Origin of the sequence: Paenibacillus sp. GM1FR (genome assembly GCF_002803315.1) — a bacterium.
GTDB classification, from domain to species: domain Bacteria; phylum Bacillota; class Bacilli; order Paenibacillales; family Paenibacillaceae; genus Paenibacillus; species Paenibacillus amylolyticus.
Window position 1 is genome coordinate 1 of record NZ_MKZL01000044.1, and the last position, 23,275, is coordinate 23,275.

Annotated in this window: 19 protein-coding genes, 9 tRNA genes and 2 rRNA genes; 27 read left to right on the forward strand and 3 right to left on the reverse strand. The window is 46.0% G+C overall.

The window, feature by feature from the left end; genetic code table 11:
- The 19 genes from PAEAM_RS22480 to yajC all read left to right on the forward strand — a co-directional run.
- Positions 1–173, forward strand: a 23S ribosomal RNA gene (locus tag PAEAM_RS22480); the annotation flags it as partial.
- Between the two features lie 79 nt (positions 174–252).
- Positions 253–369, forward strand: a 5S ribosomal RNA gene (rrf, locus tag PAEAM_RS22485).
- 83 nt (positions 370–452) lie between these two features.
- Positions 453–528: transfer RNA gene (locus PAEAM_RS22490), tRNA-Asn, on the forward strand.
- A 4-nt stretch (positions 529–532) separates the two neighbouring features.
- Positions 533–604, forward strand: a tRNA-Glu gene (locus PAEAM_RS22495).
- 6 nt (positions 605–610) lie between these two features.
- Positions 611–686 (forward strand) — tRNA-Val (locus tag PAEAM_RS22500).
- A gap of 17 nt (positions 687–703) precedes the next feature.
- Positions 704–777: transfer RNA gene (locus tag PAEAM_RS22505), tRNA-Met, on the forward strand.
- A gap of 27 nt (positions 778–804) precedes the next feature.
- Positions 805–882, forward strand: a tRNA-Asp gene (locus PAEAM_RS22510).
- A gap of 23 nt (positions 883–905) precedes the next feature.
- A tRNA-Gly gene (locus tag PAEAM_RS22515) sits at positions 906–980 on the forward strand.
- A gap of 6 nt (positions 981–986) precedes the next feature.
- Positions 987–1,063, forward strand: a tRNA-Arg gene (locus tag PAEAM_RS22520).
- Positions 1,064–1,079: 16 nt separating this feature from the next.
- Positions 1,080–1,158: transfer RNA gene (locus tag PAEAM_RS22525), tRNA-Leu, on the forward strand.
- Between the two features lie 7 nt (positions 1,159–1,165).
- Positions 1,166–1,239 (forward strand) — tRNA-Pro (locus tag PAEAM_RS22530).
- Between the two features lie 201 nt (positions 1,240–1,440).
- The gene (locus PAEAM_RS22535; RefSeq protein WP_133120476.1) at positions 1,441–2,133 is read left to right on the forward strand and encodes a BofC C-terminal domain-containing protein; all 693 of its coding nucleotides are present in this window, start codon (positions 1,441–1,443) and stop codon (positions 2,131–2,133) included.
- A 306-nt stretch (positions 2,134–2,439) separates the two neighbouring features.
- On the forward strand, positions 2,440–2,943 hold the full coding sequence (ruvC, locus tag PAEAM_RS22540; protein WP_017686765.1) for a crossover junction endodeoxyribonuclease RuvC: 504 nt from the start codon (positions 2,440–2,442) through the stop codon (positions 2,941–2,943).
- Entirely contained in the window at positions 2,940–3,554 is a 615-nt protein-coding gene (gene ruvA, locus PAEAM_RS22545) for a Holliday junction branch migration protein RuvA (protein ID WP_036616866.1), read from the forward strand. Before ruvC ends, ruvA begins: the two co-directional genes overlap by 4 nt.
- A gap of 55 nt (positions 3,555–3,609) precedes the next feature.
- On the forward strand, positions 3,610–4,620 hold the full coding sequence (gene ruvB, locus PAEAM_RS22550) for a Holliday junction branch migration DNA helicase RuvB (protein WP_036616868.1): 1,011 nt from the start codon (positions 3,610–3,612) through the stop codon (positions 4,618–4,620).
- A gap of 105 nt (positions 4,621–4,725) precedes the next feature.
- Positions 4,726–6,813 (forward strand): SpoIID/LytB domain-containing protein, encoded by a 2,088-nt coding sequence (locus tag PAEAM_RS22555; protein WP_100529053.1) that lies wholly within the window; start codon positions 4,726–4,728, stop codon positions 6,811–6,813.
- A 6-nt stretch (positions 6,814–6,819) separates the two neighbouring features.
- The gene (gene queA / locus PAEAM_RS22560; RefSeq protein ID WP_100529054.1) at positions 6,820–7,848 is read left to right on the forward strand and encodes a tRNA preQ1(34) S-adenosylmethionine ribosyltransferase-isomerase QueA; all 1,029 of its coding nucleotides are present in this window, start codon (positions 6,820–6,822) and stop codon (positions 7,846–7,848) included.
- Positions 7,849–7,891: 43 nt separating this feature from the next.
- Entirely contained in the window at positions 7,892–9,028 is a 1,137-nt protein-coding gene (gene tgt, locus PAEAM_RS22565) for a tRNA guanosine(34) transglycosylase Tgt (RefSeq protein WP_017686770.1), read from the forward strand.
- 67 nt (positions 9,029–9,095) lie between these two features.
- Positions 9,096–9,407, forward strand: coding sequence for a preprotein translocase subunit YajC (gene yajC / locus PAEAM_RS22570; protein ID WP_074096232.1), 312 nt, complete (start codon positions 9,096–9,098; stop codon positions 9,405–9,407).
- Positions 9,408–9,533: 126 nt separating this feature from the next.
- Here the strand turns inward: yajC and PAEAM_RS22575 are convergent, their stop codons facing one another.
- A complete protein-coding gene (locus tag PAEAM_RS22575; protein ID WP_036616878.1) occupies positions 9,534–9,926 on the reverse strand; it encodes a TIGR04086 family membrane protein in 393 nt (130 codons plus the stop codon).
- A gap of 228 nt (positions 9,927–10,154) precedes the next feature.
- Between PAEAM_RS22575 and PAEAM_RS22580 the strand changes: the two genes are divergently transcribed.
- Positions 10,155–10,868 (forward strand): DUF421 domain-containing protein, encoded by a 714-nt coding sequence (locus PAEAM_RS22580; RefSeq protein ID WP_100529254.1) that lies wholly within the window; start codon positions 10,155–10,157, stop codon positions 10,866–10,868.
- A gap of 3 nt (positions 10,869–10,871) precedes the next feature.
- Here PAEAM_RS22580 and spoVB read toward each other — a convergent pair whose 3' ends face one another.
- Positions 10,872–12,494 (reverse strand): stage V sporulation protein B, encoded by a 1,623-nt coding sequence (gene spoVB, locus PAEAM_RS22585; protein WP_100529055.1) that lies wholly within the window; start codon positions 12,492–12,494, stop codon positions 10,872–10,874.
- A 227-nt stretch (positions 12,495–12,721) separates the two neighbouring features.
- On the opposite strand from spoVB, the gene PAEAM_RS22590 reads away from it, so the two are divergent.
- The 6 genes from PAEAM_RS22590 (at position 12,722) to PAEAM_RS22615 (ending at position 19,235) form a co-directional block, all read left to right on the forward strand.
- A complete protein-coding gene (locus PAEAM_RS22590) occupies positions 12,722–12,961 on the forward strand; it encodes a post-transcriptional regulator (protein ID WP_036617497.1) in 240 nt (79 codons plus the stop codon).
- Positions 12,962–13,052: 91 nt separating this feature from the next.
- Complete coding sequence (gene secD / locus PAEAM_RS22595; RefSeq protein ID WP_091020478.1) at positions 13,053–14,303, forward strand: protein translocase subunit SecD; 1,251 nt, start codon at positions 13,053–13,055, stop codon at positions 14,301–14,303.
- The gene (gene secF, locus PAEAM_RS22600; protein WP_100529056.1) at positions 14,293–15,201 is read left to right on the forward strand and encodes a protein translocase subunit SecF; all 909 of its coding nucleotides are present in this window, start codon (positions 14,293–14,295) and stop codon (positions 15,199–15,201) included. The genes secD and secF overlap by 11 nt, the downstream gene beginning before the upstream one ends.
- Positions 15,202–15,274: 73 nt before the next feature.
- A complete protein-coding gene (locus PAEAM_RS22605; protein ID WP_091020475.1) occupies positions 15,275–16,234 on the forward strand; it encodes a cation diffusion facilitator family transporter in 960 nt (319 codons plus the stop codon).
- Between the two features lie 40 nt (positions 16,235–16,274).
- Entirely contained in the window at positions 16,275–18,683 is a 2,409-nt protein-coding gene (gene recJ / locus PAEAM_RS22610; RefSeq protein WP_036616889.1) for a single-stranded-DNA-specific exonuclease RecJ, read from the forward strand.
- A 36-nt stretch (positions 18,684–18,719) separates the two neighbouring features.
- On the forward strand, positions 18,720–19,235 hold the full coding sequence (locus tag PAEAM_RS22615; protein ID WP_091020472.1) for an adenine phosphoribosyltransferase: 516 nt from the start codon (positions 18,720–18,722) through the stop codon (positions 19,233–19,235).
- 164 nt (positions 19,236–19,399) lie between these two features.
- Here PAEAM_RS22615 and uraA read toward each other — a convergent pair whose 3' ends face one another.
- Entirely contained in the window at positions 19,400–20,716 is a 1,317-nt protein-coding gene (gene uraA / locus PAEAM_RS22620; RefSeq protein WP_076320347.1) for a uracil permease, read from the reverse strand.
- A gap of 373 nt (positions 20,717–21,089) precedes the next feature.
- On the opposite strand from uraA, the gene PAEAM_RS22625 reads away from it, so the two are divergent.
- Positions 21,090–23,267 carry a RelA/SpoT family protein gene (locus tag PAEAM_RS22625; protein WP_036616894.1) on the forward strand — a complete coding sequence of 726 codons (2,178 nt, stop codon included), beginning with the start codon at positions 21,090–21,092 and terminating at the stop codon, positions 23,265–23,267.
- Positions 23,268–23,275 lie beyond the last annotated feature (8 nt).

A 23,275-nucleotide genomic window follows, 5' to 3' on the forward strand; every position in this document is an offset into this window, starting at 1 on the left:
GTAGCTATGTACGGACGGGATAAACGCTGAAAGCATCTAAGCGTGAAGCCCCCCTCAAGATGAGATTTCCCAGTATGTAAGACCCCTTGAAGACGACGAGGTAGATAGGCTGGGGGTGGAAGTGCAGCAATGCATGGAGCTGACCAGTACTAATCGGTCGAGGGCTTATCCAATAGCAAGTGATAATTCGCATGTTTCGTTTCGAATCTAGTTTTCAGAGAATGATCTCTGAAATGTAAGCTAAGCGTTGCGTTTGGTGGCGATGGCGGAGGGGTTCCACACGTACCCATCCCGAACACGACCGTTAAGCCCTCTAGCGCCGATGGTACTTGGACCGCAGGGTCCTGGGAGAGTAGGACGCCGCCAAGCGAACTCTTTCATCATACATAGAAAACAGGCTCTGCATGTTGATGTTGTACGATGAATTGCATTTGCACTGCAAATGCATATATTCCCTGATAGCTCAGTTGGTAGAGCACTCGACTGTTAATCGAGTTGTCACAGGTTCGAGCCCTGTTCGGGGAGCCATTAAGGCCCGTTGGTCAAGGGGTTAAGACACCTCCCTTTCACGGAGGTAACAGGGGTTCGAATCCCCTACGGGTCATATTATGGAGGCTTAGCTCAGCTGGGAGAGCATCTGCCTTACAAGCAGAGGGTCGGGGGTTCGATCCCCTCAGCCTCCACCATATAAACTTTATAACGACGCGGGGTGGAGCAGCCCGGTAGCTCGTCGGGCTCATAACCCGAAGGCCGCAGGTTCAAATCCTGCCCCCGCAATTATACTTTCCTTTGAGAAAGTGAGCTGGAACCGTGGTGTAGTTGGCCTAACATGCCTGCCTGTCACGCAGGAGATCGCGGGTTCGAATCCCGTCGGTTCCGCCATTTTTATATTAATAATACCGTGTGCGGAAGTGGCTCAGCGGTAGAGCATCGCCTTGCCAAGGCGAGGGTCGCGGGTTCGATTCCCGTCTTCCGCTCCAATATTTGCGCCCTTAGCTCAGCTGGATAGAGCGTTTGACTACGAATCAAAAGGCCGGGAGTTCGAATCTCTCAGGGCGCGCCATTATAACTTCAAATTTGCCGGCGTGGCGGAATGGCAGACGCGCTCGACTCAAAATCGAGTGGGAAACCGTGGAGGTTCGAGTCCTCTCGCCGGTATATATAACGGGATGTAGCTCAGCTTGGTAGAGCACCTGGTTTGGGACCAGGGGGTCGCATGTTCAAATCGTGTCATCCCGATCTCTAAAAACACTATCTAATTAGATAGTGTTTTTTTATATTTATCTATATAAGATTCTATAAATGCAGGTTCCGGTATTCACTATGACAAATTCTCTAACCTAACACATGTGTGTTCCTTCTTCAGACTACAAGTTAATTGTGCATAAAGCCTCAATCTTTAGGTCACAATAGGTTTAAAAAGTGATAGAAGGGGTTCATGTGAACACGTTTAACTTCAGAAAACAATTCAAGAGACGCTGGAGACGGTGGAAACGAACAGTATGGATGACGGCGGCTCTGCTTGCAGTTACGATATTGGCTTACAGCGGGTTGTCTATCTCATCGGCGATAGAGCGTTTGCTGACAACTAATTTTAGTGAGGCAACCAGTGTGATGGGCCCTGTTACGCAGGAAACAAGATCAGAACAGGAGATTCAGGCGTTAGTAGAGCAACTTGATTCTGATCCGGATCATTTAACAAGTGTGGTTTTGGAGTCAAAGTACATCTGCGGAGTGGAAACAGAGCAGTTAGGCAAGATGGCTAGACCACAGTTGAAGATGCTGCTGGCTCAACATCCGGAATGGGATGCTACCGTTGGAACATCAGATGAGTTGCATTTGAAGCAACGTGTAGATGACCTTTCACCGCTTTGTAAACAACAGGCTTATATCAGCATAGATGCTGTAGGGAACCTTAATTTGTACGAGGGTAAGCCTGCAGAAGAGAAAGTTATTCGTACGTTCTTTCAATTGGATGTTGGAACGTTGGAAAGTTCTTTGCCAGAAGGGGTACTGGAGCAATTGCAGCAGGGTATTCGGATTCAAGACAAGGATGAGTATGATAGCGTGATCTCTACGTTCAGTGACTATGCCGTGGATGAAGACCATCATTTAATCCGTAATGGTGGGTAATCGATACGTCCTCACCTACGGTATTAAAATTGTGAAGTACTGAAACGATGGTGGCAAGCAATAACATTGGTGGTTTACGTAACCAAGCGATTGAATCTAAAATACGTGGAATGTGATGAAGGACATCGAAGAGATGTCCTTTTTGTCGTTTGAACTGAAATACATGAAAATACGTATAAACATGTAAAAAATTCACGAATAAAGACGAGTAATCAGTTAGACAAAGTTTTTCCTGCCGCAGGGTCTATCTTTTGTTATAATGAAATGAACGATACATATGTTCGCTTTTGTGAGGGAGAGATGGTTTTGCGTTTTTTGGGAATTGACCCGGGGATTGCGATTGTTGGTTTTGGTTTTGTGGATAAAATCGGCAGTAAGGTGGTACCCGTACAATATGGATGTATTCAGACGGAAGCTCATACCCCTGAAGAGGAACGGTTGCTTCACGTATATGAAGGTATGGTGCAATTGATTGATAAATACAAACCGGACGCAGTAGCGCTGGAGAAACTTTTTTTCAATCGGAACGTTACAACAGCAATGTCTGTCAGTCAGGCGAGAGGCGTTATGGTACTCGCTGCCGCACAGAAGGGTTTGCCTATTGCAGAGTATACGCCAATGCAGATCAAGCAGGCTGTTGTGGGGTACGGTAAAGCGGAGAAGAAGCAAGTACAGGAGATGGTCAAAATGTTCTTGCGTCTTCAGGTCGTTCCTAAGCCGGATGACGTAGCGGATGCATTGGCTGTAGCCGTGTGCCACGCACACTCTTATACATTAAATTCCAAGTTGAATGAGGTATTGCGAAAATGATTGATTTTCTAAGAGGACAGTTCATTCATGTAGAGAATGATTATATTGTGCTGGATGTTCATGGTGTAGGTTATCGCGTATTCTGTCCAAATCCATTTGCGTTTGCGAAGCAAGAAGGCGAAATTACCGTGTACACTCACCATCATGTACGTGAGGATGCGATGTTGCTGTTTGGATTTGTTACACGGGATGAGCAGCGTTTGTTCCGTAAACTGATTGAAGTATCCGGTATCGGTCCAAAAGTAGCTCTGGGCATACTCGCTGGAGGTACACCAGAACATGTGGTTACGGCGATTTATCAGGAGAATCTTACGTTCTTGACCAAATTGCCGGGCATCGGCAAGAAGACTGCACAACGCATGATTCTGGATCTCAAGGATAAGCTGGATAGTTTTGGCGCGGCAGCGTATGCAACAGGATTGTTCGCTCCTCCATCGGAAGAGTCGGGAAGTGGTTCAGCCTGGGATGAGGCACGTGAAGGTCTCAAGGCACTTGGGTATACTGACAGTGAGCTTGATAAAGTATGGCTCAAATTGAAAAAGGATGTTACTACAGCAGATTCCGTTGATGTGTTGATGAAAAAGGCGCTGCAAATGCTGTTTACGGGATAATACAAATTGCATATTATAATATAGCTGTAGCCTGCAAAAAAAGGTAGGGATGAACATGGATGACCGGATTATTTCCGCGAACCTGATGATGGAGGACCAAAATGTTGAGTTGAGTCTTCGTCCCCGGTATCTGAATGAATATATCGGGCAGAATCAGGTGAAGGAAAATTTAAAGATATATATTGAAGCTGCCAAATTTCGTAATGAGGCATTGGATCACGTTTTGTTATATGGACCACCTGGACTTGGTAAAACAACACTTGCCAATATTATTGCCAACGAATTGGGCGTTAATTTACGAACTACGTCAGGCCCGGCCATTGAACGTCCGGGTGATCTTGCAGCATTGTTAACCAATCTGCAGGAAGGCGATGTCCTGTTTATTGATGAGATTCATCGTTTGCATCGTACAGTTGAAGAAGTCATGTACCCTGCTATGGAAGATTCGGCATTGGATATTATGATTGGTAAAGGTCCAAGTGCACGTTCCGTTCGGCTGGATCTGCCACCATTCACTCTGATTGGGGCTACAACGCGTGCTGGCTTGCTGTCTGCTCCACTTCGAGATCGATTTGGTGTTATCAGTCGATTGGAATTCTATACGGTTGATGAGCTGGCTTATATCGTCTCACGCTCTACCGAAATTTTGGGTGTGGAGATTGTGGGAGATGCTGCGCAAGAGATTGCATTGCGCTCACGTGGGACACCGAGGATCGCGAACCGTTTGTTAAAACGAGTACGCGACTTTGCACAGGTGCGTGGTGATGGGATTATAACGCAGACACTGGCGGAAGAAGCGCTGCAACGTCTCCAGATTGATCCGCGTGGCCTGGATGACATTGACCATAAGATGCTCAAATCGATGATCAACAGCTTCCGGGGAGGTCCCGTAGGATTGGATACAATTGCTGCTACAATCGGTGAAGAAAGTCAGACGATCGAGGATGTCTATGAGCCGTATCTGCTTCAGATTGGTATGATTCAGCGTACACCAAGGGGCAGGATCGTAACAGATCTCGCCTATCATCATTTGGGTCTTCCTGTTCCACCAAGAGATGGGAAATAATCGAATCTGTTGAACATGCTCATTTGAACGTTCACCATAAACATTGAAATAATCACGTGTTAATCCGATATAAAATGAAAGAAATGCACGGAGAGGAGTCTGATTGTGGGAAAAGCAATACGTACGAAGAAGTGGAGTCGTCGATTGAAGGTACTGGCGGCAGCTCTTTTGACAGTGGGTTGTCTGCAAGTGCCTGCGTATGCAGCAGGAAATGATGGACAGACGATCCGGGTAGCCATGTTTGCAAATCTGGGTAGTACGTATAAATCAACTACACCACTCATTACGCTTGAATCGACGGGACAATGGAGCATCCAATCGGAGAGTGGCGCAAATGTAAACCTTCCGGCAGGACAAGTCCGTTTCAGTGCAGATGGATTCCGAGTGAAGGTGTTGGAAACAGCGGATTTCAAGGCAGCATCGGCAGCAGCAAAATTGTTGCAGGCAACCGCGGATAAACCTTTGCTGTTCACAACGTCTGTGAATGGAAATGCCATTTACCAGCTCTACACAGGCAACTATGCAACGGAGGCACTGGCAGGACAAGCTGTTACACGAGTACAAAAGGTAGCAGCAGCTCAATTGGCTGGTCAAAAGCCAGCTGTAACGGGAAGTAAACGCCTGTCTGCTGGAACCTATGGTTCGATTCAGGAAGCAGAGGCAGTACAAGCCACCCTTTTATCAACAGGAGTTAGTAGTGTCTATCCAGTCCTTCAACTGAGTGGTGGAAGCCAAGCATACGCGGTATGGGTGGGTGAAGCTTCAACGTATGCGGAATTAACCGCATTGAAGAACAGTGTGGAAGCCAAAGCTCCGGGGGTAAGCCTTTCACCTGTCAACACTAATGCAGGGCTCATCATCCGCCAGGATGCAGGATTAAGTACGGATGCACTCAAAACAGCTCCGCATTACACCATTGCAGGTACTGAATCCAAAGCATTGGTACAAGGGAATGGCAATGGTATCAAAGTAGTGGAACGTTCCCAGCGAACGTATCGTGGAGATATGGAAATCAGCATCGTAAGTGGTGATCTGGCGTTGGTTAACGTTGTTCCACTGGAGCAATACCTGTACTCTGTCGTAGGGGCAGAGGTGTATTCCTCCTGGCCTGCTGAGGCTCTGAAAGTTCAAGCCGTAGCCGCTCGATCCTACGCGCTTCAACAGGGTGATCGTTTCAAAATTGCCAATGTCGTGGATACAACGCTCAGCCAAGCCTATAACGGGATTGGTTCGGAGAACGATAAAGTAACCAGTGCAGTGGATGCAACGGCTGGAGAAGTGGTCAAGAGCGGTGGGAAAATCATCGAAGCTGTGTTCTCCTCCAATGCGGGCGGACAGACGGCTCATCCTTCTGAGGTATGGAACGGCGGAGCAGGTGTGTTCACCAATGTGGTTAGCTCAGGGGATACATCAGCCCAGGCAGGATTACATACGTGGTACCATGTGCTGCTGAGTTCAGGTGTTAGTGGGTACATTCGTGAGGATAACATCAAAGAATTAACGACCAAGACCAATGCGGGACTGGCAAAAGTAACGGTAACGGCTCAGAACACCAATGTGCGTGCCGTTCCGTTAATTCAATCCACCGTTGAACCTGTAGCTAAAATGAATCCAGGCAACGAAGCTGTTGTGTTGGCAAAAGTGGCTCAATCCAACGATTATGCTTGGGTGAGAGGACCTTTCACGTCTGCCCAGTTGGTTAAATCCCTTCAAGGTAAAACAACAGCGTCTGTTCCTGCTTCAATCTCAACCTTGGAAGTGACCAAGCGTGGACCTTCCGGAAGAGCACTTGAAGTCACTGCCAATGGACAGGCTATGACGGTGAAATATGCCGATACATACCGCTCTGCGCTCGGTGGATTACCGAGCACTTTATTTGATATTGCAGGGACCGGAAGTTATACTGTATTAGGCGCTGACGGCAAAACAGCCAGTAAAACCGGCTCAAATGGTGCCTCTGTATTGTCTTCTTCTGGCGCAGGAACATCATCCGGTAATGCACTTGTGGTTATGAGTGGTGATGGTCAAGCGAGAGCGGTGACGCAGGGTCAGACCTTCACGTTCATCGGTCAGGGCAATGGCCACGGTTTGGGCTTGTCCCAATGGGGAGCCAAAGGCATGGCAGATGAAGGGTATGATTACCAGGCAATATTGAAACACTATTATCAAAATGCGACTATTGTTAAGGAATGAAACTAAATGAATGTGAACTTATATGATTTTGAATTACCAGAGCAATTGATAGCACAGACGCCGTTGCTTGATCGCACGGCATCCCGTTTGCTTACCTTGAACAAAGATAGTGGTGAGATTAATCATCAGACGTTTCCCGATATTATCGATTTTCTGAATCCCGGCGATACATTGATTCTGAATGATACACGTGTTCTACCAGCTCGTCTGTTCGGTACAAAAGAAGATACCGGAGCAAAGGCGGAAGTGTTATTGCTCAAAAATGTGGAAGGCGACAAGTGGGAAGCACTGGTTAAGCCGGGTAAAAAGCTGAAAGCCGGTTCGGTCATCGTATTCGGTGAGGAACTGAAGGCAATCATTGAAGAAGAGGGCGAGATGGGGGCACGTACGCTTACGTTTACGTATGATGGAATCTTTCAAGAGATTCTGGACCGTCTGGGTGAGATGCCGTTGCCACCTTATATCAAGGAGACATTGGATGATCGCGAACGGTATCAGACCGTGTATGCCAAGCATGAAGGATCGGCGGCTGCACCTACAGCGGGACTGCACTTTACGGATGAGTTGCTGGACCAGATTCGTGCCAAGGGCGTTAATGTCGCCTTCATTACGCTTCATGTAGGACTGGGAACATTCAGACCGATGTCGGTTGACGTTGTTGAAGATCATGTCATGCATGAGGAGTATTACTCCTTGTCACAAGAAACAGCAGACCTGATTAATCAGACCAAAGCGAATGGACACCGTGTTTTTGCGGTTGGGACTACGAGCTGCCGGACTTTGGAAACGGTAGGTAGCAAATTTGAAAATGGAATACTGCAAGCGAGCAGCGGATGGACTAGCATTTTCATCTATCCGGGCTATTCCTTCAAAGTGATTGATGGGATGCTTACGAATTTTCATCTCCCGAAATCCACGTTGGTTATGTTGGTTAGTGCACTAGCAGGCAGGGAACATATTATGCAGGCATATGAGGAAGCCATCCAAGAGCAATACCGGTTCTTCAGCTTCGGCGATGCCATGTTGATATATTAGTATAACGGTATAACGATTAACTTTTAGAGGATGATTAAAACCAATGGCAGCAATTACGTATGAACATATCAAAACTTGTAAACAATCCGGTGCACGTCTGGGACGTGTACATACACCTCACGGTATTATTGAGACACCAACCTTTATGCCTGTAGGTACACAGGCGACTGTCAAAACAATGAGCCCTGAAGAATTGAAAGAAATGGATGCTCAGATTATTTTGAGTAATACCTATCACCTGTTTCTAAGACCAGGACATGAAATCATCCGTGAAGCTGGCGGATTGCACAAATTCATGAACTGGGATCGTCCAATTTTGACGGACAGTGGCGGATTCCAAGTGTTTTCTCTTAGTGAGATGCGCAAAATTACGGAAGAAGGCGTTAACTTCCGTTCTCATCTGAATGGAGATAAAAAGTTTCTTTCTCCTGAAGTGGCGATGGAAATCCAGAATGCACTTGGCTCCGATATTATGATGGCGTTTGACGAATGCCCACCGTATCCGGCTGAATATGAATATGTCAAAAAATCACTCGAAAGAACAAGCCGTTGGGCAGAACGTTGTCTCGAAAGTCACGCTCGTCCACATGACCAAGGTCTGTTTGCCATCGTACAGGGAGGCATGCATGAAGATCTTCGCCGTCAGAGCGCCGCAGATTTGACTTCCATGGATTTCCCGGGGTATGCTATTGGTGGACTGAGTGTTGGAGAACCGAAACATTTGATGTATGGTGTATTGGATTACACGTTACCTTTGTTGCCGTCCAATAAACCACGTTATTTGATGGGGGTAGGTTCGCCCGATGCGTTGATTGAGGGATCTATTCGTGGAGTGGACATGTTCGATTGTGTTCTGCCTACTCGGATTGCCCGTAACGGAACAACGATGACCAGTCAAGGACGTCTGGTAATTCGTAATGCCAAGTTTGCAACCGATTTTGGACCATTAGATCCTGAATGTGATTGCTACACTTGTCGCAACTATTCCAGAGCTTATCTGCGTCATTTGATCAAAGCAGATGAAACATTTGGCCTGCGTTTGACAACGATCCATAATCTTCATTTCTTGCAGAATTTAATGCGTAATGTACGTAAAGCCATTATGGAAGATCGTTTGCTTGATTTCCGGGATGAATTTTTCGATCAATATGGTCTTCATGACAATGACAAAGGTTTCTGATTGAGGTTCTAAGGAAACCGGCGTAACAAGAAATATCTGTATGTATAGTCGATAAGGGGGAGTTTGAATGTTTCAGGGAATGACTCTAGCAGGAGCGCAAGGCGGTGGAATCGTATCTTTGATTGTACCTTTGGTACTCATGGTTGCGATTTTCTACTTCTTGATGATTCGTCCACAGAACAAAAAGCAAAAGCAACGGAATTCGATGCTGAGCCAATTGAAAAAGGGCGATAAAATTGTAACGATTGGTGGTCTTCACGGTACGATCGCTGAGATTACGGACGATGTGGTTGTATTGCGTGTAAACGATGTAACTAAGCTTACATTTGACCGTAATGCAATCAGCACGGCTGTAGCTCGTGATACGGCTGTTGAATAGTTACTGTAACATAGAATAACGAGGATGCGTTTGTGGCGTATTCCCTAGTAGAGAACCGGAACTCCTTGGAGATCCGGTTCTCTTTTTTTGTTTTATGAGGAAAGGTCGATGTTCTTTACCAGTCAGCTAGGAGCGATGCGTATTAACACCGAACATGCCACCGAGAGCTGAAATGAAGAAAGCGCTAAGCAGTTGTAAACTATCTTTCCAATTAAACGAAGCATCCAGCGCGAGAAATCCGATCAACAGCACAAGGAGTCCATATACGATTCCGGTAATCCCCCCGTAGTACCATCCTTTTTCACCAGAACGTTTGCCTGCGACAAAACCACCAACCAATAATGACAAGCCATGAACAACATAGGTATACAACGAGAGGTCCTGTTCCCGCATTCCGCTCATCCAGAGAAACAAGGAGAGAATAAATGCCCCGATAAACATCCATACAAAAGCCTGGCAGAGGCCTGACAGAATCGGATTGGACACTCGAAACGAAACCAAGCGGCGGATCAATTGCATGAAGCAACCCCCTTGTACAAGTTATAAGTTAATACAGTGTATGGTCAAGCCTTCGGACTTATGAACTGTTTTCCATTAAATGAACGGATTATTTCTGCATGAGCATGTAAGGTTCAGGTCAAAATAGGGATTACACTACCCAGCTAACTGTTAAAAACTCAGTTTCGAAGGAGGACCCCTGTTGTGAACTTCCCAGATGTCGGATCACATATCTTTCGAACCATTCTCATGTATTTTCTGGTGTACTGTGCAATGAGGATTATGGGTAAACGTGAGATTGGTAAGCTATCCATGTTTGATCTTGTCGTGTCCATTATGCTTGCTGAGATGGCTGCTTTTGTCATTGAAGATATTGATAAACCGCTCTCTCATGGGATTGCCCCCATGCTTACCTTGATCATCGTACAGATCGGGATGGCCTTTATTGGTCTTAAAAGTCGGCGTCTTCGCCTGATGATTGATGGCAAACCTACTGTTTTGATCTCCAAAGGTGTTCTTCTCCGAGATGAGATGCGGAAGCAACGATATAACCTGGATGATCTATTACAACAACTCCGTGAACAGAATGTTGACAGTATCGGTGAGGTTGATTTCGCCATTTTGGAGACCACAGGCAAGCTGACCGTTTTTCCCAAGGATGAGAATACTTCTAACGACATCAATTCTTCCGGTTCTGACTCAGAAGATTATTCTTCCAGTAAATCCAAAACGGGAAAAAACCAGATTGACGGATTTCCAAATATCAAATATGAAGGTCTCCCACTCCCCTTAATTATGGACGGAAAGGTCCAGGATCAGAATCTGGAGATCATTCAGAAAACGAGATTTTGGCTGAAAAATCAAATTCAACATAACGGAATTCTGGATTTCAAGGATGTATTTATATGTTCCATTGACCACAATGGGAAGATATATGTCAGTCCAAAAGATGATAAAAAATAAAAATCATTTGCCTGAGCGGCGCTTGAACCATGAACCAATCAAAGGAGCACGGGACAGATCATGAAAGTCAATCATTTTGGTCCAGCCCATGACGATGAAATACACGATAAGCCCGACAAAAGGAGCGAGAAGCATCCTCACCCAAAAAGGCAATATCATGGCAGTCTCTTCGTATACGAGTAGGGTCGCTGCTCCCATGATAAACATTCCTGCACCCGTCTTGACCCAATCCATCATTTTGAAGCGGAACTGTAGCAGACTGCGTACGCTTTGGGCATGTAACAGGGTAACTACCGTAGAATTCACACAGATGGCGATGACTGCACCGAAGATGCCATATTCAGGCCGGGAAGCAAGCGTTAAAATCAACGTGATTTTGATAACAGCACCGATAAACGTATTTAGCAATGCTTTACCCGGACGGTCAAGAGCTTGTAATGCAGCTTGAAGAGGAGCTTGAATATAAATGAACAAAGCAAAAGGAGCCATTAGCTTCAGCATGCTTCCGATCGATGCATCATTATACAGAACAAGACACATCGGTTCGGCAAGCACATACATAAACACGGAAAACGGAGCACCTGTCACAAGTGCCAAGCGTAATGCCTGATGCATTCTTTTGTGAATCAGTGCGCGATCTCCCTGAGCAGAAGCTTCAGACAGTGAAGGCACAAGTGATGTCGCGAGCGATGAGGTTAGTGCCCCCGGCAGCAGCAACAGAGGAATAATCATACCTTGTAATGCACCATATTGTGCTGTAGCGAGTCCTTTGGATATGCCTGCCAGAGCCAGACTCTGGGCAGTAACGATGGTTTCGGCCAAATAGGATAAGGAGCCAACCAATCGGCCTGCTGTAACAGGAATAGAGATTGCAAGCAAACGCCGGATTAATCCCGGCTGTGGAGTACCCGTTTCTTTCAGAACTGAAGGTATTGGGTCTAAAGGTTTGGCTGTGAGATTGGACATGTTCTGTTGGTTAGCGAGCGGTAACTCTTTCTTCTGCCTGTTATACTTCCACAAGAGTACAAGCATACCGCCGAATTCTCCAACGAGCGCTCCCAGCATGGCACCAGCAGCAGCTTGGGCAATACCGTGGGGGAGGAGAAGCCAGGCAAACCAAATGACACAGACGATACGAATGATGGTTTCAACAATGGATGAAATGGCAGTAGGCATCATGTTTTGCTTGCCTTGGAAATACCCTCTGTAGACAGCAGATACGGCGATAATGGCAATCATGGGGCTCATACTAACGAACGTATGGTACACCCGCTCATCTGTGAGCACGTACTTGGTAACCCAGGGTGCAAACAGGATGCACAAAAACATGAATACAACACCCAGGGTCAACGTAAAGCTTAAGCTTACTTGCAGGATTCGCTGGGGAGAATAACGATTGGCACCGGTATCAGCTTCGGCTACGAGCTTGGCTACAGCGAGCGGAATACCACCCGTAATTAATGTCACCAGTACGATAAAAAAGGGATAGCTCAATTGGTAGATGCCAACACCTTCTGCACCGATGACTCGTGGCAGCGCAATCCGCGGAATGAAACCAAGTATTCGATTAATTATGCCTGCTGCGAGCAGGATCATGGCCCCCTGGATAAATGTCTGTTTCTTCAAGACTACCCCTCTTTCCCGGTTGAAAGTACAGGCTATCAACATAAACGGGACAAAGCCGTTGTTCTTCATCCTATGCCAGTCCTTTATCTTCTCATGACAACTTGGCCACGATTAACAAAAAGAACCATAATCAGCAAGAAGGAATATGATCAGGCGAAGTCGAATCATGTAATATTGATGCCGCATAAAGGCTTGGATGTACGAAGGGAGGCTCCCCGTTGGAAGAAATGAATGATGTGGAGTTGGAACAGTCAATAGAGATGCTCTGCCGTAGCAAAGCGGAGGAATTAAGGCTTGTCGGTTACGAATATGTCACCAGCAAAGATGTCTGGAATTGCGTCAGTCATAAATATGAAAAACAGGGCATTCCACCGCTTCACCAGCTGGTGAACGACATTTTGTCACTGAAAGCAACAAGCTTTATGAACTTTATGACCGTGTCTGCATACCGGGGGTCCTCTTTCTAGACGAAAGGGATCTTTTTTGTTGAAAATTGACTGCTTTTTACGGCATCGCTATAATAGGAATATTGAGAACGAAAGGGGATCTAGGAACGGCATGAAAAGAATTATCAGTTTCATTCTGGTCGTGCTTGTCACCACAGGGGTAATGGTGGGAACAAGCCCGGAACTGCTCAAAAATATACGCTTGGGCCTTGATTTAAAGGGAGGCTACGAGATCTTATATGAAGCAGAGCCGCTCGAAGCAGGTCAACAAGTCACCAAAGCATCTTTGGTGCAAACGGCCAAAAGTCTTGAAAGCCGCGCCAATGCGCTCGGAACAAGCGAACCGGAGGTAACCACTGAAGGAAGCAACCGGATTCGATTGAAGTTGGCAGGGGTTACGGATGAGGCTGAAGTTAGAGCCAAAATGAAAGAACCGGCTGTTTTGACCTTCCGTAGTAAAGCTGAGAACGACAAGGAAGGCGAATACACCAAAATTGAGCTTCGCGGAAATGAATTTGTTGAGAATGCAGCCAAAGTTGTGTTCACTCAATTGAATGAGCCGATGATTGACATTCAAGTGAAAGACAAAGCTAAATTTTCCGAGATCACCAAACGTTTGATCGGACAACCTCTCGCGATTTATTTGGACGATGAGCTGCTCTCTGCTCCAACCGTTAGACAACAGTTGACAGATGGTTCCGCTCAGATTTCGGGTGCTTACACACGTGACGAAGCAAACCAGCTTCGTGACACCATTAACCTGGGTGCATTGCCACTGAAACTTACAGAGAAGTATTCACAAAGTGTTGGTGCAACACTTGGTAAGCTTTCACTGGATCAGACCATTAAAGCAGGATTGATTGGTTCCGTTATTATTCTAGTGTTCATGATTGGGCTTTATCGCATTCCTGGTATTATCGCGAGTTTTGCCTTGATTACACATACGTGGCTGGTACTTGCAATCTTCTATTTAGGAGAATTCGTGCTTACCCTTCCAGGTATTGCGGCGTTTATCCTGGGTATAGGGATGGCGGTGGATGCCAATATCATCACGTACGAACGGATTAAAGAAGAGATGCGCAGTGGTAAGTCGATCTTGTCATCGGTTAAAGCGGGTGGTAAACATTCCTTCCGGACAATCATTGACTCCAATGTCACTACCATTATTGCGGCCGCTGTTATGTTCTTCCTGGGTACAGGTGCGGTTAAAGGTTTTGCACTCGTGCTGATCTTTGATATTGTCACCAGTATCATCACGAATATTTTCTTCTCCCGCTTCCTGTTGACCCTGCTCGTACGGGCTAACGTGTTGAAGAAGCCTAAGTACTTCGGAGTGAAGGAGAGTGAAATTCGTGCGCTTTAATTGGAATTTTGATTATATTAAAGGAAGTAAAATTGCCTACACATTCTCGATCATTTTAACTGTAGTAGGGATTATCAGTGTGCTTTCGCTTGGATTGAACTATGCCGTTGATTTCCGTTCAGGATCCAATGTGGATATTACCGTATCCAAAGCAGTTACAACGGAACAGATCAATCCAATTGTGAATGAACTGGGTGTTGACACAAGTGAGGTTCAGATCACGACCGGATCGGATCGGGTTAACATTCGGTTCTCGAATGTACTGGATGAAAATCAGGAAAGCAAGTTCAAGCAAGAATTTACCAAACTAGATGCAACGGCTTCCTATGAAGTGAATACCGTTGATCCGGAAATGGCAAAGGAACTTGAACGCAACGCCATTTATGCGGTACTCATTGCGAGTATCGGAATCATGATTTATGTGGCGATTCGATTTGAATGGCGGTTCGCTTTGGCGGCGGTTGTTTCCATATTCCATGATGCCTTTGTGGTTATAAGTGTATTTTCTATATTCCGCCTTGAAGTGAATCTGACCTTTATTACGGCTGTACTAACCATTGTCGGATTCTCGATCAACGATACCATCGTTATCTTTGACCGGATTCGGGAGAATCTGCGTTTCGCCAAAAAATCAACGAAAGCTGATTTGCGCGAAGTGGTGAATCATAGTTTAGCCCAAACGATGACGCGCTCGCTGAATACAACATTTACTGTATTTGTTGCTTCACTCTGTTTGTTTATTTTTGGCGGAGAGTCGATTCGTATGTTCTCTCTGGCGATGGTGATCGGAACATTCTTCGGTGCCTATTCTTCAATCTTTATTGCAGCTCCATTATGGTTTACGCTCAAAGGTAAACAAACGAACAAACCTAAGACAGTAGCTAAAGAATCTAACTAAACATTTTATTGTGAAGCCGCGTCTGCCAGGCGCGGTTTTGCAACTTTATGTACAGAATTAAGGGGGAATATTCATGACCAGAGAACATATCCCATCTGCCCAGGCTGCCACATGGAGCGGTATTGCTGGTAATATGGGACTTGCGGTGATCAAGGCGGGAGTCGGTTATATGGCAAACAGCAAATCATTGCTCGCTGACGGCTTGTATTCTGCTTCTGAAGCTGGTTCTGCCCTGGCTGGTCTCTTTCCCTCCAAGTCTGTACGCGATAAGAGCAAGGCTCGCAGGGGACGGTTTAAAGAACATTCAAGTGTTGCTAGACCCGGAATCTCAGTATTGTTATCTGTGCTGATTCTCATGGGTGGATTACAGCTTGCCATCTCCGCATTGGGCAGTCTCTCCGGAAGTGAACCGGAAGCACCCGGCAAGTCGGTACTTTTGGTGGCTGTTGCGGCTCTGGCTGTGAAAGAAGCGATTTTTCAATTTCAGTACAGATATTTCCGTAAACGAAACCAGTCTCAAGCGCTGGCCTATGCACAGCAACATCGCCGTGCACTCTATTGTTCGCTCACCGTGTTAATCGGCATTATAGGATCGATGGCTGGTGAAGAGACGGGTTTGAGTATGTTGCTCTACCTGGACCCCACGGCTGCGTTGATCGCTTCCTGTTTTGTGCTTCACAAGGGTTACCGAATGATTGTGGACACGGTATATGGTTCACTTGTTCAGGAACTGGAGCAGGAAGAAGCGTCCGATTTCAAAGAGACTGTACAGCGGGTATATGGCATCATTACCATTGAGCATTTGGTTGCACGTGAACAGGAACATGACGTTACGATTGAGCTGGTCATTAGTGTGAATCCGAGAATCTCAATACTGGAAGCACAGGAGATTGCGAATCGGGCCAAGACTCTACTGTTAACCCGTTTCAGTCATGTGAAAGAAGTACAGATTCAAGCGATACCTTATGATCCGGGCTATCCCTATAAATCCAATCATGAACTGCCCGATCACGAAGCGACATTAATTCAGTAGTGAAGCGCGGGTCCAGTAGATCAGGAAAGGAGCGTTATCATTGCTTTATTCGCAATACCGGTGGAATACACCGAATATCGATTTGGAGGCGGCTGCGGGACTCTCGCAGGCGCTTTCCGTTTCACCCCTTGTTGGACGTTTGCTTGTGAGTCGAGGAGTGCACAATGAGAAGGAGGCCGAACGTTTTTTGCATCCTGACCTGAATCAGATGCATGATCCCTATCTGCTCCTCGGCATGAATGAAGCTGTGCCACGTATCAAGCTGGCATTGGAGCGGGAAGAACATATTTTGATCTACGGGGATTATGACGCTGATGGCGTATCCAGCACATCACTCATGATCCATTTGATGCGTCATCTTGGAGCTTCGTACGATATATATATCCCTCATCGCTCGAATGAAGGGTATGGATTGCACAACCATGCATTGGATTGGGCCCATCAACAAGGCGTTTCATTGATTATTACCGTGGACACCGGAATCAGTGCTGTTGAACAGATTGCCTATGCGGCCACGCTGGGCATCGAAGTCATTGTGACAGATCACCACGAGCCGCCTGAAATTTTGCCCGAAGCCTTTACACTTATTAATCCGAAACTTCCAGGATGCCCGTATCCTTTTAAAGGTTTGGCAGGAGCGGGAGTAGCCTTGAAGCTCGCTCAGGCATTAATCGGGGAAGTGCCCGGTGAATGGATGGAGATTGCCGCCATCGGCACCGTTGCCGATCTCATGCCTTTGGAAGGGGAGAACCGGGTTATTGTCAGTTATGGAATAGAATCGATGCGTGGTTCACGTCTTCCTGGTGTAAGTGCATTGCTGGAAATCAGTGGGGTGGATCAGAGTCAGGTGACTTCAATTAATATTGCCTTTGCCATGGCACCTCGTATTAATGCCAGTGGACGTTTGGATCATGCCGGGAGAGCGGTATCGCTTCTCACCACCGAGAATCTGGATGAAGCTCATACGCTTGCGGGCCAGCTTGATCTATTGAATCGGGAGCGGCAGCAAGTAGTAGAGGGCATATTACAAGAAGCAACTGCACAGTTGGAACAAAAGATACAGCTTCGTTCAGGATCCGTTCCAGATGTAATCGTATTGGCTGGTGAGGGCTGGAACGTTGGAGTTGTTGGTATTGTGGCTTCCAAATTGCTGGAGCGTTATTACCGACCTACACTTATCCTTGGGATCGATCCAGAGAGCGGTGTCTGCAAGGGCTCTGCACGCTCCATTGAGGGCTTGGATATCTATCAGGCACTCACAGTCAATAAACACACTATGGACCATTACGGGGGACACCCTGCTGCAGCAGGTATGACCTTGCATCGGGAACAGTTGGAAGAACTTGAGGCTGGTTTGAATGAGTTTGCTGCATCTGTATTAACTGAAGAGGACTTTGTACCTCAACGTCTTGCGGATGATGAATGCAGAATCAGTGATGTTCCGCTGAAAGTGATCCAGGAGATCGACAGATTGCAGCCTTTTGGAATGAGCAATCCTTCGCCACGGTTTGTATTGAGAAGTGTGACTGTGAAGGAAACCAGAACAATGGGACGAGAGAAACGCCATCTGAAACTGGTTCTGGAACAGGATGGTCAGCAACTGGAAACCGTTGCTTTTGGCAAGGGAGCGTTAGCAGAGTTTCTTCTCCCAGGTTCCGTTATTGATGTGATGGGAGAACTGTCCATCAATGAATGGAATGGGATGAGAAAACCTCAATTGATGCTTCAGGACATTCATGTTCCTCAGGTCCAAGTGTTTGATTTGCGCGGTAATGCCGAGCCATTAAATGCGATGAAACATTTCTTGAGCTCACTTGAGGTGCATCTGCGATATAAATCTGGTTCTGTTGGTGCTATTGTTCGGAAAGAAACAGATGTTTCCGAGGGAAATTCATTGTATGAACCTTGCCTTTGGGTATATGATAGAAAGGTCGGGTTATTTCCGTGTAATGCTGCTGCACAGCATTATGGACAGGAACAAGTCCGGACGTTATTTGTGTTTGATACGCCGGAAACCCCGGAACAACTTAATGCCATGCTGGCTTTGTTCAGTGGAGCTGAGAATATCATCCTTCTGCACGGATCAGGCAACCGCCGAGATCGCCTTCAGATGCCTTCCAGAGAACTCTTTAAGCGTATTTATATGCAGGTGTTGAAATGGAAAGCTGAACCCGTGGAGGAACAAGAGATTACTCCTGTGCTCAGTCGTCAGTGTGGTTGTTCGCCGCGCATGATTACGATGATGTTGGATGTATTCGAAGAGTTATCCTTCATTACCCGTGATAACGGCAAAATTGCGTTTGTGGATAACCCGCCTAAGCGTGAACTAACCGCTTCACGTCACTATCAGGCGCTCGAAAATATGGCCGAGATAGAACAGGTGATGCTGGATGCAGCCACACCGCAACTGACACAATGGATGATATCCCGGATGAAGGGCGTATCTTGATGGAAGTTTGTGTATTTATTTTAGGAGGAGATTATTTTGGATTTTAAAGATTATATTCGTGTCATTCCTGACTTTCCACAACCGGGAATCAGCTTTAAGGACATTACAACATTGTTGAAGGATGGAGAAATGTACCGCAATGCGATCAATGAACTGAAAGTGATGGTTTCTGATCTCAAAATTGACGTTATTGCTGGACCTGAAGCACGTGGTTTCGTTGTGGGCGCCCCTCTGGCATACGCTCTTGGTGTCGGTTTTGCTCCGATTCGCAAAAGTGGAAAACTGCCTGGAGAGACGATTGAAGTTGGTTATGATCTCGAGTATGGCAAGGATACACTCGCGATGCACACAGATGCGATTGAAAAAGGTCAAAATGTCCTGATCGCAGATGATCTGCTTGCAACGGGTGGAACGATTGCAACTTCCATCAACCTGATTGAACAATTAGGTGGGAACGTTGTTGGTGCTGCATTCCTGATCGAGCTGTCTGATCTGAATGGTCGTGCTAAATTGCCTGAGAAAATCGATGTATTCACATTGATGAACTACTAAGTTTAAAATCTCCACTTGTAATGTTGATATTAAAAACGTGAATTGATTTTCCCTTTTCCCGGGAAATAATATACAGCATTAATGATTATAAAAAAGCCTGTTCTATCCAGCCGTTAAGGCTGGATAGAACAGGCTTTTTTTGATTTATATACGGTACGGTGAAATTAATCGGGCGTTTTTTCAGTGATAGGCTGTTTACGCGAATCATCATTCAACCAACCCAACACTTCAAACAGTTTGAACAACAAGCTCATCAGGATTCCGACGATGGTTGCCAATGCCATCCCTTTCAGATGAACGCCGTAGAAGGTAACTTCTGTACCACTCAGTCCGATGACCAATACAAGTGTAGTAAGCAGCAGATTGGTCGGTTTGGCAAAATCGACTTTCTGTTCAACCAGAATACGCAGACCAGATGCTGCAATAACCCCGAATAGAAGCAGGGATACGCCACCCATAACGGGCACAGGAATATTGGCTACAAGCGCCGAGAATGTTCCTGAGAAGGAGAGTACGATTGCAATAACCGCTGCACCACCAATGACATATGTGGAGTAAACGCGAGTCAGGGCCATTACACCGATGTTCTCACCATAGGTTGTATTGGGAGTTGATCCCACAAAACCGGACAAAATGGTGGAGACCCCATTACCAAGCAGGGAACGATGAAGCCCAGGGTCTTTCGAAAGATCTTTGCCTACAATGCTGCTCGTTACAAGCAAATGTCCGATATGTTCAACGATAACCACAAGCGCTACAGGTAAAATGGTGAAAATAACGGACCAGTCAAATGTAGGCGTTGTTACGGTTGGTAGTGAGATGAAATCAGCATTTCCAATAGCCTGTTTATCAACCAGACCCATAGAATAGCCGAGGATATAACCGACTACAATACCGATTAGAATATGAATGATTTTGGGGAATCCACGGAACGTTACGGCCCCAATGACAGTGATACCAAGCGTGGCCATGGATAAAATAATGGGTTTGGCCTGCGGCACCCAGTTCGGGTTGGCAACAGGATCAGAGTTAATCAATCCTGCCATACCAGCTGCAACAGGTACAAGCTCCAGACCGATCAGAGCAACGATGGCGCCCATAACCGCTGGTGGGAAGACTACGTTAATCCATCCGGTACCCGCAAATTTAATAATGAGGGCCACGAAACAGAAAACAAGTCCTGTTATGATAAAAGCTCCAAGTGCCATGGAGTAGCCATTCTCAGGATGTTGTTTTAATACCATTGTGACAGGAGCAATAAAGGCAAAACTGGACCCGAGATATGCAGGAATCTTTCCTTTACACATCAGTATGTACAACAGTGTTCCAATTCCGTTCATCAGCAGGATCATACTTGGATCAACACCGAACAGGTTTGGTACAAGCACCGTGCTGCCAAACATGGCGAACAAATGCTGAAGGCTAAGCAGTGAACCTGAGCCAAGTGGCATCTTTTGATTAACCTGAATTTCGCGTTGCAATGAATTTCATCTCCTTTTCCGAAACACAAACTTTCAATAGATTACAGAGTTTCTCTTAATTAATCAATAACATTTTTGACGTAACAGAGCGATAGAATTAATATTTTCATGAATTTTCCTTCTATTTCAGCAAATAACGGCAATAATACATAAGAAATAAGAAATACATCCAATCCCCTGTGAGTCATAGGGAAACGAGATAGAAGTAATTCAGATCACCAATATAAAAATTGTATAAGCGCTCTTATTCGTCAGCAGTTGACGGGAAACGGGCGAAGCGTCATAATTATAGGAAATTACTTTTACGGGGAACCTGTGTTGCAGCACTGTCACGGGTTCCATTTGGTATAGAAAGGACACGGAACAGATCAGAATGGGCATAGAGCAATTACTCGAGAAGGCCGGGGCATATATCAAAGAACCCGATCTGGTGCGCATACGAGAAGCTTACGAATTTGCTGATCAGGCCCACCATGGACAGACGCGAAAATCGGGAGAACCGTATATTCTGCATCCGCTTGCGGTTGCCGACATTGTTGTGAACATGCAGATGGACACCATCTCCATAATAGCAGCGCTTCTTCATGATGTAGTAGAGGATACTACGGTCTCACTTGAAGAGATCCGCAATCATTTCGGCAATACGTGTGCCATGCTTGTTGACGGCTTGACGAAGCTGGAACGTATTCAGTTTCGCTCCAAGGAAGAACAGCAGAACGAGAACTACCGCAAAATGTTCATCGCCATGGCGCAGGACATCCGTGTCATCGTGATTAAATTGGCTGACCGTCTGCATAATATGCGGACACTCAAGTTTCAGTCGGAAGAAAGCCAGCGCCGGATTTCATATGAGACGCTGGAAATTTTCTGTCCGATTGCAAACCGTTTGGGTATCTCTGCAATCAAATGGGAAATGGAGGACATCGCCCTCCGTTATTTGAATCCGCAGCAGTATTACCGAATTGCTAACCTAATGCACAAAAAACGTGCGGAACGGGAGCAATATATTGATACGGTTATGGATGGAATTACGAACAAGCTCGATGAGATGGGAATTCAGGCAGACCTTTCGGGCCGCCCGAAACATATCTACAGCGTGTTCAAGAAAATGACCACCAAAAACAAGCAGTTTAACGAAATTTACGATCTGCTTGCCATTCGTATTATTGTGGATAATATCAAGGATTGTTATGCTACCCTGGGAATTATACACACGTTATGGAAACCGATGCCTGGACGCTTCAAAGACTACATTGCGATGCCAAAGGCGAATATGTATCAATCGCTGCATACAACGGTAGTTGGTCCCAATGGCGAACCAACGGAAGTACAGATCCGGACATGGGATATGCACCGGACTGCTGAATTTGGTATTGCTGCCCACTGGGCTTACAAAGAAGGCGCTGCGAACGGAAATCATTTTGAAGACAAGATTACGTTCTTCCGTGAAATTCTTGAACTTCAAAACGAAGCACAGGATGCATCAGAATTCGTAGAGTCACTCAAAATGGATTTCTTCTCGGATCTGGTATTTGTATTTACGCCAAAAGGAGAAGTCATCGAATTGCCGATCGGCTCTGTTCCTTTGGATTTTGCTTATCGAATCCATACGGAGGTGGGTAATCGGACCATTGGTGCCAAAGTAAACGGTCGGATTGTTCCGCTCGATTATCATCTGAAGACAGGTGATATCATCGAAATTTTGACGTCCAAACATTCTTACGGACCGAGCCAGGACTGGATGAAAATTGCGAAATCTTCTCATGCACGAGCGAAGATCAAGCAATGGTTCAAGAAGGAACGCCGTGAAGAAAACGTTGAAAAAGGTCGGGAGAGCTGTGAGCGCGAACTGAAGCGTATGGGGCTTGACCCTTCTGCGTGGATGACGGATGACAAGTTGATGGAAGCTGCCAAAAAATATGCGTTTAACGATATTGATGACATGCTTGCGGCTGTTGGATTCGGTGGGATTACTGCTGCACAGATTGTAACCAAAGCAACCGAAAAACTGCGTAAAGAGCAGGAAGAGTCCAGTTTGCTGGAATTAAATTCCGAGATGCGCGAGCTGAAACCTGCGCCTGAGCGCAGAAATCGTCCAACCAACGGTATTCGTGTCAAAGGCATCGATAATCTGCTTGTTCGATTCGCACGATGCTGTAATCCTGTACCTGGGGATGACATTATCGGATATGTTACACGCGGACGCGGCGTTTCCGTACACCGTAGTGACTGTCCGAATATTCCGACAAGTGCAGACGGAGAAGAAGCAGCACGTGTTATTGAGGTCGAGTGGGAAGAGAATATCGAAGCAAGTTACAGTGTGGATATTGAGATTACAGGCCATGATCGGAATGGCTTGCTCAACGAGGTACTTCAGGCTGTATCTGAAAGTAAAACCAACATATCTGCCGTTACAGGACGGACAGATAAAAATAAATTAGCATTGGTGCACGTCACAATTCTGATTCGTAATACGGATCATCTGCAATCCGTTGTAGAACGGATCAAACGTGTGAAAGATGTCTATTCGGTGCATCGGATTATGCAGTAAGGAGCCTG